Source organism: Brachyspira hampsonii (assembly GCF_001746205.1).
Lineage (GTDB): Bacteria > Spirochaetota > Brachyspiria > Brachyspirales > Brachyspiraceae > Brachyspira > Brachyspira hampsonii_B.
This window is the reverse complement of record NZ_MDCO01000001.1, coordinates 538,324-556,196: the sequence shown is the minus strand read 5'-3', so window position 1 is coordinate 556,196 and position 17,873 is coordinate 538,324. Positions and strand designations below refer to the sequence as shown.

The following is a 17,873-nucleotide window of genomic DNA, read 5'->3' as shown; positions in this document are numbered from 1 at the left end:
TAATAATACTATTGTTAAAATAATTATTTTAATTTATTGAATTTTGATAATCATTTTATTATACTTATTTTAGTAAAATAATCGGAGAATTCTTATGCATAATAATATACCAACTGTAAGATGGACAGGAGATGAACTATATATATTAGATCAAACATTAATACCTGTAACAGTCAAAGAAATAAAATTATCTAATGAAGAGGAAGCATATAATGCTATAAAAGAATTAAAAGTAAGAGGGGCACCTGCTATAGGAGTAGCGGCGGCTTATTCTTTACTCATAGATTTAAAAAATAAAACTAATTTACAATCTAATGATTTTATAAACTTTGTTCAAAAAAGAGCAGAATATTTAAACTCATCAAGACCTACCGCAGTTAATTTAAGCTATGCTCTAAATAGAATGCTAAATACAATAAAGGATAAAAATAATAAAACCTCATTAGAGTTATATAATATACTAGAAACAGAAGCTAAAAAAATAAATTCTGAAGATGTAGATATATGCCAAAAAATAGGAGAATACGGGAATGAGCTTTTAAAAGAAAATTCCGGCATACTTACTCATTGTAATGCTGGAAGATTAGCTGTAAGCGGAATAGGTACCGCACTTGCCCCTATGTATATAGCTCATCAAAAAGGTAAAAAAATAAGAGTGTACGCTGATGAAACAAGACCATTGCTTCAAGGGGCTAGATTAACAAGTTTTGAATTGCAGGAAGCTGGAATAGATGTTACTTTGATATGCGATAATATGGCTGCTTTTATAATGTCTAAAGGTCTTATTGATTTGGTTATAGTAGGATGCGACAGAGTAGCTGAAAATGGAGATGCTGCTAATAAAATAGGCACTATGGGAGTAGCAATATTAGCAAAACACTTTAATATACCTTTTTATATAGCTTGTCCTTCTACTACTTTTGATTTGAATACAAAAACAGGTGATGATATAGTCATAGAAGAAAGAGATGCAAAAGAAATTATCAATTTTGCCTGTATTCAAACAGCACCTTTAAATATGAAAGTAAGAAATCCTGCTTTTGATGTTACACCTCATAAACTTATAACAGGCTTCATTACTGAAAAAGGTATAATTAAAGCTCCTTATATAGAAAATTTAAAAAAGGCTTTTAATTAATTGGAGGAATAATATGGCTTATGAACAATTAAATATTAATACAATAATAGATTATTTAAAAACTATAGATGAATTAAAAAATATATTTTCAAGTTTTGATGATTTAGAAATAAAAGAAATTGGAGACGGTAATTTAAATTATGTTTACAGCATAACAAATAAAAAAAATGATAAAGAAACTATAATATTAAAACAATCTGTCCCTTTTTTAAGATGCGTTGGTGAAAGCTATCCTTTGGAAAAAGACAGAATGAAAATAGAAATTAAAGCATTAAAAGAACAATATAAATTATGTCCGAATTTAGTTCCTAAAGTACATTATTTTTCTGAAGATATGTGCGTTGTAATAATGCAGAACTTAAATAAACATAAAGTTCTTAGAGGAGAAATAATAAATGGCAAAAAATTTCCCAAAGCAGCTGAACATTTAACAGATTTTCTTTCAAATACTTTATTTTATACTTCCGACTATTATTTGGATACTAAAACAAAAAAGAATCTTGTTGCTGAATATATGAACCCTGAATTATGCAGCTTAACTGAAGATTTTGTTTTTACTCATCCTTTTGAAGAAAATGAAACTAATATTTATCATGAAAAATTGAATTTAGATGAAGTGAGAAAATTTCAAAGAGATTCCAAATTGAAAACAGCTGCCGCTGAGATGAAATATGCATTTATGACTAAAGCAGAGGCTTTGCTTCATGGTGATTTTCATTTAGGAAGTTTTATGGGCAATGAAGAAGAAACTTATGTTATAGATCCTGAATTTGCATTTTACGGACCTATTGGTTTTGATATAGGAAAAGCTATGGCTAATTTCTTTATAGCATATATATCTCAGGAATATCATCAAAAAAGATTGGGAACAAATTCAAAAGAATTTAGAAAATGGCTTTTTGATACCGCTAAATATATGCTGACAGGAACTTTAGATAAATTTGAAATATTATGGAAAAAACATTTAGAAGAAACCAAGCCTTTATATTGGAATTATCCTGAAGGAGAAAAACATTCTGAAGAATATATAAAAACTGTATTAAATAGAATATTTAAAGACTCCATAGGTTTTGCAGGATGCGTATTTATAAGAAGAACTTTGGGGCTTGCTAAAAATAAAGATATTTCAGGTATTGAAGATTTAAATGAAAGAGCAAGACTAGATTGGATATGCTTAAATGTAGGAAGGGAATTCTTAATAAATAAAGATAGTATAGATAATATAGAAAAAGCTGCTGACATAGTAAATAAATATTCTGATATAGAAAAAATTTAATAATTATAATTATGGGCTATGAAATTAATAATAGCCCATAATTTTTTAATAAAAAACAGTTATTTACTTCTCTACTTCTCTTTTATATTTAATCAAACCTTCTTTTAGAATTCTCATAGCCTTTTTCAAATCTTTTGAATCAATTACATAGCACATTCTTACCTCATTCTTTCCCAATCCCTCAGTAGCATAAAAACCTTCAGCAGGAGCAAACATCACAGTTTCATTATCAATATTAAAATCTTTAAGAAGCCAAATAGCAAAATCCTCAGCATCTTTAACAGGAAGTTTGGCAAGAACATAAAAAGCCCCCTCAGGCTCTCTCATAAATACGCCATCCATTTTTGTAAGCTCCTCAAAAAGAATCTTTCTTCTAGTATCATATTCTTTTCTTGAAGATTCAAAATAATCCGCAGGCAAATCATATAAAGCAGATGCCCCTATCATTTCAAGCGTAGGTACTGATAATCTAGCCTGACATTCTTTAAAAATAGCCTCCATAAATTCCTTATTCTTACTAATTATACACCCTATTCTAGCACCGCATGCAGAAAACCTTTTTGATATAGAATCTATTATAATAACATTCTCAGCTATATCATTATAACTTCCGAAACTTATAGCCTTTTTATCCCCATAAACAAATTCTCTATATACTTCATCACTTATAACAAAAAAATCATGTTTTTTAGCTAAATACGCTATATCATCTAGTTCTCTTTTTGTAGATACAACCCCCGTAGGATTTGAGGGGTTTGAAAATAAATACCCCTTAGTTTTTTTTGTAATACTTTTCTCTATAATTTCACGGCTTGGTAAATGAAATCCATCTTCAGCATAAGTTCTAATAATATTCCTTTTTATATTAAGTATATCATAAAAGCTATTGTAATTAGCATAATAAGGTTCTGCTACCAACATTTCATCGCCTTCATCAAATATTGCAATCAAACTAAGAAGTATCGCTTCGCTTCCTCCATTGGTTATTATTATTTCATCTTCATCATAATGAAGTCCTAATCTTTCATAATATGCCTGAATTTTTCTGATGAGTTCTTTTGTTCCTCTTGAATGTTCGTATTTAACTGTTTTCATATTGCAATTAGCAATGGCATCAAAAAATACACTAGGCGTCTCTATATCAGGCTGCCCTATATTAAGATGATGTATTTTTATTCCTCTTTTTGCAGCTTCTTCAGCATAAATATTTAATCTTCTTATAGGAGAAGCCTTAAGCTGCTGTACTCTTTTAGATAGATACATGATAAACTCCAATTTGTTATATACATAATAAACAAAATTTTAATAATATAAAAAATTATTTACTAACAATAAGTAATATTTTAATATATGCTATATAAAAAAATAAAGGAGCTATAAGATAAATTACAGCCCCTTTTAATTCTCTTTATATTTATAAGACTATTATTTATCTATTTCCCTATATTTAATCAACGCTTCTCTAAGTATATGCATTGATTTCTTTAAATCTTGAGAATCTAAAGCATAGGAAATTCTAACCTCATCTTTTCCTAATCCTTCAGTAGCATAAAATCCTTCCGCGGGTGCAAACATTACAGTTTCATTATTTATATTAAAATCTTTTAAAAGCCATATAATAAAGTTTTCAGCATTTTTTACAGGAAGTTTAGCAAGAACATAAAAAGCTCCCTCAGGCTCCTTAGCAACAACGTCTTCCATAGTAGCAAGCTCTTCAAATATGATCTTTCTTCTATGATCGTACTCTTTTAAAGCCTCGTCAAAATAATTATCAGGCAAATCATATAAAGCAGCAGCTCCTATCATATCCAATGTAGGAAGACATAATCTAGCCTGACATTCTCTAAATATAGCTGTCATCAATTTTTTATTTTTACTTATAAGACAGCCTACCCTAGCTCCGCATGCTGAGAATCTTTTTGATATAGAATCTATTATAATAACATTTTCTTCTAAATCTTTATAAGTACAAAAACTAATAGCTTTTCTATCTCCATATACAAATTCTCTATATACTTCATCACTTATAATATATAAATCATATTTCTTAGCTATATAAGCAATATCGTCCAACTCTCTTTGAGTATAAACAACACCTGTAGGGTTGGAAGGATTAGCAAGCATAAATGCTTTAGTTTTAGGAGTAATATGTTTTTCTATCTCTTCACGGCTAGGAAGATGGAAACCGTCTTCAGCATAAGTTCTTACCGCATTATATTTTATATCATAAACATCATAAAAACTTTTATAATTCGCATATAAAGGCTCAGATACTAATATCTCATCACCCTCGTCAAATATAGCAAGCATAGCAAAAGATATAGCCTCAGAACCTCCGCTAGTAATTACTATATCTTCTTCCTCATAATGGGTACCTAATTTATCATAATATGCTTGAATTTTATTAATAAGCGGCTTCATACCTCTTGAATGTTCATATTTAAGAGTTTTTCCGCTGTATTTAGATATAGCTTCAAAAAATATTTTAGGTGTTTCTATATCAGGCTGACCTACATTAAGATGATATATTTTTATACCTCTTTTTACAGCATCTTCAGCATAAGGATTTAACTTTCTAACAGGTGAAACTTTTAATCTCTGAATTCTTTTAGATATATCCATAATGGCTCTCCGTAATTATTATAAACAGTAATTTTTTAACTAATTAAATATATACGAAACAATAAAAATTGTCAAGATATTTTATTTCATTATTAATAAATAAATAGAAAAAAATCATCAAATATAACATTATCTATGAATAAAAATTATATTAAAAATATATAAAATCATATTATAAAGTGAAAGCTAGTATTATAATTATTGAATTACAATAGCTGTAAATTATTTTTTTGAGATAAGTTAATAAAATATTAAAAAATATTGATAAAAGATGTTTTTTGATATAAAATGACCGATAAAATAAAAGAATTAATTTTAGGTATGCATATAAATAAAATTATAACATTAATAATCGCAGCTGTTTTACTATATCTTCCGCTATATCCTTTCGGCGGAAAACCCATTACAATAGAAAAAGTAAGACCTTACTATACAACTGAAGAAAATGTAAAAATAGACATATTTATATATACTAATCTAGGAGATAATACAAATTATAATTATTTATGTTTCGCAGTAGCTGATGCCGTAGCAAATCAAATAGAATATAATAAAACATTAAGACTTCAGTCAGAAACTAATTACACAATTATTCCTGTAGATTTTGAAAAAGCATACAATTATAAAGTATTTCAATTTACCAACATAACTTATACCAGCAGAAGCGAAGGGAGCAATATAACTATTATCACTAATTATGAAACCACAACTTATACTAATTGGGGAGATGTAAGAAGTAATGTTCAATTAATTACACCAGATACTGAAGGGTTTTTCTTAGAAACCAATGAAATGCTATTTGATTATAATGGAAGTAATGTAATATTAAAAGGCACCAATGATTTTATTCAAAAAGTAGATATAGGTAAAACTTACTATGAATATTTCGGAGATGATATAAAAAAATATATATTCACTAGGGATTCTGATATAGCAGTATTCGGCTCAATAAAGTATGATAGACCCAATATAAATGTTGTAACATACATAGCATATATTAAAGATAGAAAAATAACATCATATTCTATAACAATACCGGAAGCAAAAATTGATGAGCAAATACCAAATTATGCATTGGAAATAGCAAACAAAATAAGTTATTTAGATAAAACAGGAGTTATAGCAATAGATGTAAGCCCGGAAGATGCTTTTGTATATGTAGATGATGTATTTATAGGAAAAAGCGGACAAACATTATATGTGCCGGCATTAACAACGAATAATCACAGATTTACAATAAAAAAAGAATATTATGAAACCATAGATACTATGCTTTCATTTGAAAAGCCAAATGAAAACATTCTTCTTAATTTCAAATTACAAGAATTAAGTGAAAGTGCAAGGGTTCAGATAAATATACCAGGAGAAGAAGAAAGTTCTGTAATTATTAATGGAGTAAAAGAAACTCCAACTAATGTAATAAATAGGTATTTCGGTTTCGGAACATATTCTATAAAAATAACAAACACAAATTATATAGATTATTATGGAACATTTACAGTAAACAGCACAAACTCCCTAGTTCTCACACCTAATATGAAAAAATATTATGAACCTACTTTGACTGACAAAATATTTAAAAATTATGAAAGAAATACAAAAATATTTTTAGGACTCACTATAGCAAGTGCAATATTTACCGTTGGAACATATATATATGCTGGGGAAATATTAGATTCCACTATGGTTAATTATTATAATCAATATAAAAATGACGCTAACAGACCGCCTGTAAATTTAAATAATTACAATACTGCAATGAATATATATATAGCTGGAATGGTAATAACAGGTGCTTTTGCTTTAACTGCCGGAGTATATTATATGCTTTGGATAAATGAAAGCAATTTTTCTGTTGAGGAACTTTCATTTAATGCAGATTACAGCGGAGTTAACCTTATGTATGCATGGCGGTGGTAGCTGCCAATATAAATAAAATTCTAAATTATATTTGACAAAACATTATTATTTACTATACTACTAAATAATATATAATTTTAGGAGTTATAATATGCTTAATATAATTTTTATAGGAGCTCCCGGAGTTGGAAAGGGAACTCAATCTGCATTAATAGAAAAAGATTATCACATATCACATATTGCTACAGGCGATATGTTAAGGGATAATATTTCAAATGGCACAGAATTAGGAAAAACAGCTAAATCATATATGGATAAAGGGGAATTGGTACCTGACAGTTTAGTAATTGATATGCTTAAAGACAGAATAAAAAAAGATGACTGTAAAAATGGATTTATGCTTGATGGTTTCCCTAGAACTATAGAACAAGCTAAAGAATTATCTAATATATTAGAAAGTCTTAACTATAAAATATCTGCTGTAATAGATATATATGTTTCAGAAGAGGTAATCATAGAAAGATTATTAAAAAGAGGCCGTGCCGATGATAATGAAGAAACAATTAAAAACAGATTAAAAGTGTTTGAAAATCAAAGCAAGCCTGTATTAGATTATTATAAAGATAAAGCAAAAATAATAAAAATAGAGAGTATAGGCACTCCTGAAGAAGTGTATGCTAAGATAAAAAAAGAATTAGATGTATTATAATTTATAATTATTATATTTTTAGGCTATGATTTATAATCATAGCCTTTTTTATATGCAAATTATTTTTATGATATATATTCCGAAAATATAAAAAAGAAATATTATCAGCAGGTTTGTATATGTCTGAAGAAAAAGATATAAATAATAATAATAATGAAATTGAAAATACTGAAGCTCTCCCTAGAAAAGCTGTTAAGAAAAAAATGATAATAAAATCTAAAAATAAAGAAAATATCAAAGATTTAGATTTATCATCTTACGGAGCAAGAAGACAGGCTAGAATATATGCTGTTATGTCATTATATTCCTATGAAATTAATGATAGAAAAGAAAATATAGATGAAATACTTAGTTTTGATTATGATAAAAAAATACCTGAAAATATATTCGCATTCACTAGAACTTTAGTAGAAGGAACTATAAATAATTTAGAAAGAATAGATAATTTAATAGAAAAATATTCTGATAATTGGGATATAAAAAGAATACAATATGTAGATAAATCAATTATTAGAATGTCAATATACTCGCTAATATTTTTGAAAGATATACCTAAATCTGTAGTAATAGATGAGGCTGTAGAAATTTCTAAAATTTTTAGCGATAAAGATTCTTATAAATTTGTAAATGGGATTTTAGATGGTATACAAGAAAAAGACATACAATAAAAGATTGGCCAAATATAAAAATATTCAAATGATAGTTTTTATATTATCTATAGGTGCATTAGGTTTAATAGCTATAATATCTTTAAATGTAGCAATAATACAGGGAAAAGTAAAACTAAATTCTCAAATTGTAGATGATTATACTTTGGCTAAAGAATATTATGACAATAAAGATTATAATAAAGCCAAATCCATATTGAAAAAAGAAATAAGAAATACAATAGATCCTAAAAAAGAATATGAAGCTAATATACTTCTAGGAAAAATATACAATGAAACTAAAGATTATGATGATGCTATAAAAATATTTAATACTATGACAAATTCATTGTATTTAGATGAGCAGTTAAAACATAATTTAGGAATATCATATCTCAAAAAAGAAATGTATGATGAAGCTTTAGTATCATTGGAAACTTCATTATCAATAAACAGCAATTATATACCTAGTCTGCTCACATTGGGAAGATTTTATATGGAAAGAGATCTGCCTCGTTTAGCTAAAGGATATTATGAGAGAGTTTTAAATTTAGAAGAAAATGATGAGGCTTTATTTTATGTAGGATTAATAGCACTTAATGAAGGTTTCCAAAGTGTTGCTTATGATACTTTAACTAAATTAGTGAGAAGAAGCAAAGGAGAATATGCTGATAAGGCTGCTACAATATTAGGAGATATATATGTAATATCAGGAGATACTGACAGTGCTATAGAAATGTATTTAAAAAGTTTGGCTAACTCAGATACAAAACCAGACTCTATAAAAAGACTTGTGAAAATATATGAGCAGGTTGAAGATTATGACGGAATAAAAAAAGTATATGAGCAGATATTAGAACAAAACCCTAATGATGTGGATACAATACTTGCCTTGGGTGAATTATATGAAAAAGAAAATACTTATGACAGGGCTATAAAATATTATTTAAAATTGGTAAAAATGAAAGATTACACCAATACTTATGAAGCTATAGGTTTGCTTGCTAATGCATACTACAAAGGAAGTATGTTAAAAGAAGCAGAATCAAATTATAAAAAAATTATAATGGCTGATAATAAAGATGATTTATATAAAACTGCATTGGAAAGACTTGGAGATATCACATACAGGCAAAAAGATTTTATATCATCTTTAAGATACTATCAGGAAATATATGGTATAGAAACTAATAATGCTATATTTATGCCTAGACTTGGAGAATTGGAATTATACTACGGAAACTCTGATAAAGGAATAAAATTATTAAAAGACTCTATTGCCGAAGATGTTGGAAATGCCTTCCCTAGCAGAACATTAGCTATTTATTATGAAAGTATAGGTAATAATAATGAGGCATTAAATTATTATAATTACACGCTTTCTAAATACCCTAAGGACAGAGAAAGTATATACAGAGCCGGAATGCTTTATTATAAAACCAAAAATTATGAAAAATCAAAAGAATCATTGCTCATAGCTGCTAATGATGAAAATAACACTACATTAGTAAGAGAAAATGCTTGGATAACATTAGCTACAATGATGGAAGAAATACGCTCTTATAATGATGCTTCTGCCTATTACAGACAATTAGTAGAGATGTCTCCTAGTGTTGAAAATTATATGCTTTACGGAGCATTTTCTTATAGAAGACTTCAATATAATGAAGCTATATATGCCTATAATGAAGCGTTAAATTTGGCATCATCAAAAAGGGATATGTTTGACATTAATTTAGTTTTAGGTAAATGTTATTACAGGATGAATGAGCTTGATAATGCTGAAGAAAGCTATAGAAATGCTTTAAGCTATGACAGCGGAAATTCTCAGGCTAAAGACGGTTTAAGACAGGTACTTAGCAAAAAAGAACTTATGTATTAATAATTAATATAAGTAATATAAAAATAAGCAGAATATTTAAACTATTCTGCTTTATTATTTTAAAATTATTATTTTTTTATTATTGCTAATAAAAATTGTTCGCTAAAAATGTATAGCAAATAGATTTGCTATACGCTCACAATTTTTATATTTGGCTTTCTAGTATTCAAAAATTATTATTTTTTTATTATTGCTAATAAAAATTGTTCGCTAAAAATGTACAGCAAATGGATTTGCTATACGCTCACAATTTTTATATTTGGCTTTTCTAGTATTCAAAAATTATTATTTTTTTATTATTGCTAATATCACTAATAAAAATTAATTATATTATAGCTTTTTAAAGCGATAAACTAGCTAACAATAATAATACAAAAAAGCCGTACTAATTATCAGTACGGCAGCAATGAACCGGTGACGGGTTTCGAACCCGCGAGTGCAGGAATGAAAATCCTGTGTGTTAAACCTCTTCACCACACCGGCATATATTAAAGAACTAAAGTTTGATATGAGCCAAGAAGGGTTCGAACCTTCGACAACCGCCTTAAAAGGGCGATGCTCTACCGACTGAGCTATTGGCCCGGTTATTTTCACATTCTTTCAAATGTTTGTATATAATACTATATTATTAATTTTTTGTCAAGTAGAAAATAGATTTTTTTTCCATTAATTAAATATATTCCAAGGATTATTTAAAGGCAAATCAGCTTCAACATGTATTTCTTCATCTTTTGTAGGATGAGGAAATTTAAGACTTTTAGCAAATAAAGCCAAAGGTACATCATTTCTATCATACTTTATATAACTTCCGTACTTCCTATCGCCGTATATAGCATGACCTATATTAGCAAGCTGAACCCTTATCTGATGGAACCTGCCTGTTTCTAATTCTATTTTTAACAAACTTAAATTTTTTATTATATCCTCTTTTATAACATTATATTTTAATTTGGCTATTTTGGCATTTTTGGTATTCTCGAAAACAACCTGAGCTATATTACCCAATTTATTTGTTTTCTTAATGAGATAATTTTCAAGCTTACCTTCTTTTTCTAATAGTATACCATTAACAACAGCATAATAATTCTTTTCAAATTTTCTATCTCTTATAGCTTCGCTTAATCTTGAAGCAGCCTTTGAAGTTTTGGCAAATACTATGACTCCTGACACAGGTCTGTCCAATCTATGCACAAGTCCTAAAAATACATTTCCTTTTTTATTGTACTTTATTTTTATATAATCTTTAACATTCTCAAAAAAAGAAACATCACCTGTTATATCGCCTTGTGTAGGTATATTAGGCGGCTTTACAGCTGCTATTATATGATTATCCTCATAGAGCGGATTAATATAATTACTCATTTCTTTTTCTATATTCATATTATTTGCCATTATTATTTATTAAGAGTTATATAGTATATAATTGACTTATTATATTGGCGACGGGGGGAATGTGCCTAGTCAGGGAATCGAACCCTAGACACAAGGATTTTCAGTCCTTTGCTCTACCAACTGAGCTAACTAGGCAAGTGAAAGTTATTATAGCATACAAATAAAAAATGTCAAGCAATGAATTAAAAATTATTACAAAAAATATTTTTTTTGGTTTATAAGTTATATATTTTGACAAATAGCCATATTAAATATATAATATATAGAAATTTTTTACTATTTCTGATTTATAGATGCAGTCAGAATATTATAATTTTATCATTTTATATGCAGGTAATATATGACAAAGAAAAAAGACAGAATAATAACATTTTCATTAATAGTTGTAATTATAATATTAATAAATGCAATAGCAAATCAATTTACTCCTATGATAGATTTAACCAAAGATAAAGTTTATTCTTTGAGTAAAGAAAGTAAGAATTTAGTTAAAAATTTAAAAGAACCAATGAGTGTAAAATTTTTTGTTACACCAAATTTACCGCCGCCATTTTCTACTTATGAAAAGTACATAAAAGATTTATTTGAAGGATATAAAGCAGCAGGCGGAAAAAATATTAGCTTTGAAGTAATAGATGCATCAAAACATTCAGATTTAGCCAATCAGTACAGAATAAATCCTACACAAATAAGCGTATTAGAAAAGGATCAAACTCAAACTAAAGTAGCATATATGGGACTTTCTTTCATATATGGTGATTCCATAGAAACAATACCATTCGTACAATCAACTGAAGGTTTAGAATACAATATAGATACAACAATAAGAAAAATGATGGATAAAAATGACAGATTAGCAAGATTAGAAAATAATTTGAATGTTTATTATGTATCTTCAAAAGAAATATATGATCTTCTTCCTATAGGAGCGTTTGAGCTTATACCTGACTCTATTATGAAGGCTGTTGCTGATGCTAATATAGATTTAATGAATAAAGTAAGATTTATAAATGTAGATATGTCTAACCCTAGCCCTGAAAATGAAGAATTATTAAAAAAACTTAATATTAAAAAAATTGAATGGGACGATATAAAAGATCCTAATGGAAATATAGTAGCAAATAAAGGAAGTGCTTATTTTTCATTAGTTTTAGAAAATGGAGATGATATAAGACAGCTTTCAACATCATACATATTGTATGGAGCCTTCGATGAAATAAAAAATGAAATATCAAAAAATATAGACAGTATACTTGGACTTAAAGCAACCATAGGATATGTACAAGGACATGAAGAAGCTAATTATATAACAATACCGCCTCAATTCGGAGGAAATCCTAATGATGCTTATGACAGTGTAAGCGAATATGTAACTGAAATACAGGGCAATTATAATTTTGAAGCTGTTGATATAGCATTGAATGATATACCTTCTAGTATAGATGCATTGATTATAGCAGGAAGTAAAACTGCATTCAGCGATTATGAATTATATAAATTGGATCAGTTTATTATGAGCGGAAAGCCTGTATTATTTATGCTTAATGGTGTAGAGATAAATCAAGATGATCCTGCTGCTCAGATGTATGGTCCTAAACTTATACCTGTTACAAACAGACTTAATGAAATACTTAATAATTATGGATTTACTGTAGCAGAAAATATGATATTTGATGATAATGCATATAAGGCTCAATTACAGCAAGGTATGCCGGAACAAAAAATGTACTATATACCTTTGATAGCTTCTGAAAATATAAATGCCAAAAATGATATAACTAAGAGTATCAATCTTCTTCTCACACCTATATCATCAGAAATTATAACAAATACAAATAATACAGATATAAAAGTTACACCTCTTATTTATACTAGCGGTAAAAGCTGGGTTGAAACAGAAAACTTTGCATCTTCTATGACAGGAATGCCTCAGGATTCAAGCAGATTATCAAAAAGACTTTTAGCAGCTTCTTTTGAAGGAAAGATGAATAGTGCATTTGCTGGAAAAGATATACCTTCTTCAACAAATGCCCAAAATAATATTAACAGCGGTATAAACAGAATAAACTCTACTACAAGCGGAAGAGTTATAGTTGTTGGTTCTTATGAAATGGCAAAAAACAGTGCTTATACTGCTAATAAAATATTCCTAATGAATTTAGTTGATTATATGGCAGGTGATACAGGACTTATGAGCATAAGAAGAAAAGGAGCCGTATTTAACCCTCCTTATCAAGTACCTGAAACAGTTAAACTTTTTGTAAGAGTAATAAATATAGTTATGCTTCCTGCTGCAATTATAGTATTTGGGCTTATGTTATGGAGTTCGGATAAGAAAAGAAGACAGAAAATTTTTGAGAAGTTTAACAGCAAAACTGAATAATTTTAAAGCTTTATAATTATTTTTCGCTTTGACAATTTACACTCTTTTGTTATAATAAAATTATGAAAAAAACAAAAGATATTAATGTTTTAAATGATTACTTTGTGAGATATCTATTCTCATCGGCAAATAGTAATCCTATACTGCTTGACTTTATTAATTCAATAATGCTTGCTTCTAATATGAAAACTTTTAGGGCTGTTGAAATTCTTACACCTTTTAACTATAAAGAAAATTATCAAAATAAAGAAACAATAGCACCGAAGGCAGCACGCAAGGTGGACAGATGTCGCAGACGCCTTGATGTTAAATGCATTACACAAAATGGTACAGTAGTGATAATAGAAATTCAGCTTCAAGGCAATTCAAGATTTCCAGAACGAATATTATATTATTGGGCTTCAAATTACAGTAAATTATTAAAACATGTAGAAAAATACGATGCTTTAACTCCTGTAATTAGTATTAATTTACTTAACTTTAATTTAGATGATTCAAATAATATTCATTCATGCTATATGATTTATGAAACGCTTAATAATAGATTATTGACAGATCATTTACAAATTCATATAATTGAACTCGACAAATTTCAATATAATTTATTACAGCCGGATTTAAACTGTTGGCTTAATTTTTTCACAATGAAAGAAAAAGATAATAAGGAGGTTATTATGTCTTATATAGTAAGAAAAAAACCTATAATGGAATAAGTACAAAAAAGATACAATAACTTTATTAAAGATAGATTAATGATGAATGAATATGATAAAAGGCAGGCATATTTATACGGTAATCAAATAATGCTTGAAGAAGAAAGAAAATTATGAATTGAAGAAGGCATTAGAAAAGGTATAGAACAAGGTGAAAAAAATAAAGCAATATCTATGGCTAAAAATATGAAGAAAGATAGAATAGATTTTGATAAAATTTCTAAATATACAGGATTAAGTATACAAGAAACTGATAGTATATAATAATAATACTAGCAGTTGTTATAAACAAAATAAATAAAATTAACAAAAATATGGCTAAGAAAAATAACACTATATTCGTATGCGATAATTGCGGAGAAAGCACAATTAATTGGATGGGGAAATGTCCTTCATGCGGTTCTTGGAATAGCTTAAAACCTGTTACAGAGCCGTCTCAGGACAACAATAAATCCATAAGAGAAAGAACTTCCGCATCAGCTAATACTGATAAAGCATCATTAACCCCATTAAAAAAAATAAAAACTAATGACAGAACTAGAATATCAACAAATATAGATGAGCTTAACAGAGTATTAGGCGGAGGAATAGTACAGGGAAGCGTTATATTAATAGGCGGAGAGCCTGGAATAGGTAAATCTACCCTACTCCTTCAAACTGCCTCTAATATTGCTAAAAATGAAAAGGTTTATTATTTCACAGGAGAAGAATCTCTTGAACAAATAAAATTAAGAGCAGACAGACTCACATTAGAAGATTCTGACTTTTTAATATCTTCAGAATCTAACTGTGATAATATAATAAATACTTTATTAGATGATACTCCATCTCTTGCTATAATAGACTCTATACAAACAATATACAGTCCTTCTACAAATAGCATAGCAGGCTCCCCAGCACAAATAAAAAACTGTGCTTGGGCTTTGATGCAGACTGCCAAATTAAAAAACATAACAATATTTTTAGTAGGTCATATAACAAAAGAAGGTACTATAGCAGGACCCAAGATACTAGAACATATTGTAGACTGCGTATTATATTTTGAGGGCGATGATAAAGGAATATACAGAATATTAAGAGCTGTGAAGAATCGTTACGGTGCTGTTGATGAGGTTGGAATATTCGAGATGGCAGAAAAAGGATTAATGGAAGTAAAAGATCCTTCAAGAGTATTCACAAGAGGCATCAATGAATCAGTATTTGCTGGAAATGTTATAACTCCTGTAATAGAAGGAAGCAGAGTATTTTGCGTAGAACAAGAGGCATTAGTAGGAAGCAGTGCATTCGGATATCCTAGAAGGCTTACTATAGGTTATGATCAGTACAGACTTCTAATAATAATAGCGATACTAGAAAAAAGGGCACATTTAAATCTTTCAAATCAAGATGTATACATAAACATAGCAAACGGACTCAATGTAAAAGAAACCGCAAGTGATTTAGCAATAGCAATGGCAATAGCTTCAAGTATGTCAGGAATATCAATCCAGAGAACTACTGCTTATATTGGAGAATTGGGGCTTTCCGGTGAAGTAAGACCGGTTAGATTTATAGAAAGAAGGATAAAAGAGATGCAGAAATTCTCTCTTAAAGAAGTGTACATATCAAAGAGAGCTGTAAAAGAAATTAAAAATCCGGGTAATATAAAGATAATAGGTATAGATCATATATCTGAAGCCGTTAAAAGGCTTGGTATTGGAAATTAATAAAAATTTACGAATTAAAAAAGACTTGGGCGGGTGTGCTTTTTCTAATTAAACTATAAAATTGTTTAAATTAGAATTTCAATTAAAGCTTTAAATAATAAAGGGTGGGGTATGTAAATAGATTTTTAAATATAAAGTTCTTTTAAAAAACCCACCCATTATACTTTTTAATTTTAACTGCATATAAAAGTTTTTATTAATTTTTTTAGCCAATTTATAAAAGCATGCCTACCCAAATTTTATTAGGATTTTTGCTTTATTTAACGCACGTTAAATAAAGATATATATTTATAATTGAAATTTTGATTTTTAATTATTTTATATTAAAAATTTTGTTTACCGTGCGGTGATAAGATCAATAATTTAATAAAAATTTATCTACTATGACTTTTATAATTAAACTAAATTTAAGTTAAAGCTTTAACTAACCTAGTATCTAAATAGTTAATTATATAAATTATTATTATACATTCTCACCTAATTTACTTATATCAATATCTTTAAACTCATTATCTATTAACATTTTTATAGATTTCACACCAAGTTTATTTAGTTCATCAGCAGTTTCAAAATAAAAATTATCTATATTATTACATTGATGAGCATCTGAATTTATAGTAATAGGTACATTCTTCTCTAATAATTTTTTTATAATTCTTTTATTAGGATAATGTGCATTCAAATTATTTTTGTTCATTAGTTTAGTATTTATTTCAACTATGCATTTACTCTTTTCAATAACATCTATAACTTCATCTGCCTTTTCTATATACCAATCTTCTTCTTCAGTAAAATATTCTTTATTCAAATTATATTTTTTCACCAAATCTAAATGACCTATGATATCCGGTTTTTGAGTTTCTATCATTTTTATAACATTATCATAATATCTAAAAATAACTTCTTTAATATTGCCAAAATGATTTATAGTTTCATTAAAAGTATCTCTTGACATATCTATAGGAAAGTACGAATTATGACTATCATCAATATAATGTACAGAACCTATTCTATAATCAAGTCCCATTTCTTTATCAGTATCCTTATTTAAATTTGAATAATAATCACCTTCTATTCCCAAATAAATCTGTATTTTATCTTTATAAATATCTCTTGCTTTTTTTATATTATTTAAATATTTAATAGTATTTTCTTCAGACATAGAAGTATCATCTATATAAAAATGAGAATGCCCTGAAAAACCTAAACTTATTAATTCTTTATCTATAGCATATTGTATATTTTCTTCAACCGTATTTTTACCGTCGCAGTATATAGTATGTGTATGCAAATTTGATATGTATTTCATTTATATTCCTTATATAATAAAATAAACAATAATATAAATATATATTAAAAAATATTTTTTTAAATACAGAATTGAAAATATTTGACAAAATAACAATTTAATATATAATTGTCTTCGTTAATATTTAAATATTTAAGCTCGGGTGGTGGAATAGGTAGACACAACAGCTTGAGGTGCTGTCGGGTAACACCGTGCTGGTTCAAGTCCAGTCTCGAGCAAATATTTTTATTCAATAT

At 27.8% G+C, this 17,873-nt stretch carries 12 protein-coding genes, 4 tRNA genes and 1 pseudogene; 10 read left to right on the top strand and 7 right to left on the bottom strand.

Features of this window, described 5'->3' with window-relative positions; genetic code table 11:
- Positions 1 to 94 precede the first annotated feature (94 nt).
- Both mtnA and mtnK read left to right on the top strand, forming a co-directional pair.
- On the top strand, positions 95 to 1,138 hold the full coding sequence (gene mtnA / locus BFL38_RS02480; RefSeq protein WP_069725562.1) for an S-methyl-5-thioribose-1-phosphate isomerase: 1,044 nt from the start codon (positions 95 to 97) through the stop codon (positions 1,136 to 1,138).
- A gap of 13 nt (positions 1,139 to 1,151) precedes the next feature.
- On the top strand, positions 1,152 to 2,414 hold the full coding sequence (gene mtnK, locus BFL38_RS02475) for an S-methyl-5-thioribose kinase (protein WP_069725561.1): 1,263 nt from the start codon (positions 1,152 to 1,154) through the stop codon (positions 2,412 to 2,414).
- A gap of 63 nt (positions 2,415 to 2,477) precedes the next feature.
- Here mtnK and BFL38_RS02470 read toward each other — a convergent pair whose 3' ends face one another.
- Positions 2,478 to 3,677, bottom strand: a complete 1,200-nt coding sequence (locus BFL38_RS02470) for a pyridoxal phosphate-dependent aminotransferase (protein WP_069725560.1) — start codon at positions 3,675 to 3,677, stop codon at positions 2,478 to 2,480.
- Between the two features lie 162 nt (positions 3,678 to 3,839).
- Positions 3,840 to 5,036 carry a pyridoxal phosphate-dependent aminotransferase gene (locus tag BFL38_RS02465; protein ID WP_069725559.1) on the bottom strand — a complete coding sequence of 399 codons (1,197 nt, stop codon included), beginning with the start codon at positions 5,034 to 5,036 and terminating at the stop codon, positions 3,840 to 3,842.
- 321 nt (positions 5,037 to 5,357) lie between these two features.
- Here BFL38_RS02465 and BFL38_RS02460 point away from each other — a divergent pair, with 321 nt between their 5' ends.
- The 4 genes from BFL38_RS02460 to BFL38_RS02445 all read left to right on the top strand — a co-directional run bounded on the left by BFL38_RS02460 (position 5,358) and on the right by BFL38_RS02445 (position 10,134).
- Positions 5,358 to 6,956: a PEGA domain-containing protein gene (locus BFL38_RS02460; RefSeq protein ID WP_069725682.1), complete on the top strand. Its 1,599-nt coding sequence runs from the start codon at positions 5,358 to 5,360 to the stop codon at positions 6,954 to 6,956.
- Positions 6,957 to 7,047: 91 nt separating this feature from the next.
- Entirely contained in the window at positions 7,048 to 7,605 is a 558-nt protein-coding gene (locus tag BFL38_RS02455; RefSeq protein WP_008724503.1) for an adenylate kinase, read from the top strand.
- Between the two features lie 119 nt (positions 7,606 to 7,724).
- The gene (gene nusB / locus BFL38_RS02450) at positions 7,725 to 8,273 is read left to right on the top strand and encodes a transcription antitermination factor NusB (RefSeq protein WP_069725558.1); all 549 of its coding nucleotides are present in this window, start codon (positions 7,725 to 7,727) and stop codon (positions 8,271 to 8,273) included.
- The gene (locus tag BFL38_RS02445; protein ID WP_069725557.1) at positions 8,245 to 10,134 is read left to right on the top strand and encodes a tetratricopeptide repeat protein; all 1,890 of its coding nucleotides are present in this window, start codon (positions 8,245 to 8,247) and stop codon (positions 10,132 to 10,134) included. The genes nusB and BFL38_RS02445 overlap by 29 nt, the downstream gene beginning before the upstream one ends.
- 409 nt (positions 10,135 to 10,543) lie before the next feature.
- On the opposite strand, the gene BFL38_RS02440 is transcribed toward BFL38_RS02445, so the two are convergent.
- The 4 genes from BFL38_RS02440 to BFL38_RS02425 all read right to left on the bottom strand — a co-directional run bounded on the left by BFL38_RS02440 (position 10,544) and on the right by BFL38_RS02425 (position 11,661).
- Positions 10,544 to 10,617: transfer RNA gene (locus BFL38_RS02440), tRNA-Glu, on the bottom strand.
- A gap of 26 nt (positions 10,618 to 10,643) precedes the next feature.
- Positions 10,644 to 10,716, bottom strand: a tRNA-Lys gene (locus BFL38_RS02435).
- 84 nt (positions 10,717 to 10,800) lie between these two features.
- Positions 10,801 to 11,514 (bottom strand): RluA family pseudouridine synthase, encoded by a 714-nt coding sequence (locus BFL38_RS02430; RefSeq protein WP_069725556.1) that lies wholly within the window; start codon positions 11,512 to 11,514, stop codon positions 10,801 to 10,803.
- Between the two features lie 74 nt (positions 11,515 to 11,588).
- Positions 11,589 to 11,661: transfer RNA gene (locus BFL38_RS02425), tRNA-Phe, on the bottom strand.
- 205 nt (positions 11,662 to 11,866) lie between these two features.
- Here BFL38_RS02425 and BFL38_RS02420 point away from each other — a divergent pair.
- From BFL38_RS02420 to radA, 3 genes and pseudogenes are all read left to right on the top strand, one after another.
- Entirely contained in the window at positions 11,867 to 13,909 is a 2,043-nt protein-coding gene (locus tag BFL38_RS02420; protein ID WP_069725555.1) for a GldG family protein, read from the top strand.
- Positions 13,910 to 13,971: 62 nt separating this feature from the next.
- Positions 13,972 to 14,886: pseudogene (locus tag BFL38_RS02415) on the top strand (Rpn family recombination-promoting nuclease/putative transposase).
- A 50-nt stretch (positions 14,887 to 14,936) separates the two neighbouring features.
- Complete coding sequence (gene radA / locus BFL38_RS02410) at positions 14,937 to 16,328, top strand: DNA repair protein RadA (protein ID WP_069725554.1); 1,392 nt, start codon at positions 14,937 to 14,939, stop codon at positions 16,326 to 16,328.
- 463 nt (positions 16,329 to 16,791) lie between these two features.
- On the opposite strand, the gene BFL38_RS02405 is transcribed toward radA, so the two are convergent.
- Positions 16,792 to 17,637, bottom strand: coding sequence for a histidinol-phosphatase (locus BFL38_RS02405; RefSeq protein ID WP_069725553.1), 846 nt, complete (start codon positions 17,635 to 17,637; stop codon positions 16,792 to 16,794).
- A 136-nt stretch (positions 17,638 to 17,773) separates the two neighbouring features.
- On the opposite strand from BFL38_RS02405, the gene BFL38_RS02400 reads away from it, so the two are divergent.
- Positions 17,774 to 17,855: transfer RNA gene (locus BFL38_RS02400), tRNA-Leu, on the top strand.
- The last annotated feature ends 18 nt before the right edge of the window (positions 17,856 to 17,873 follow it).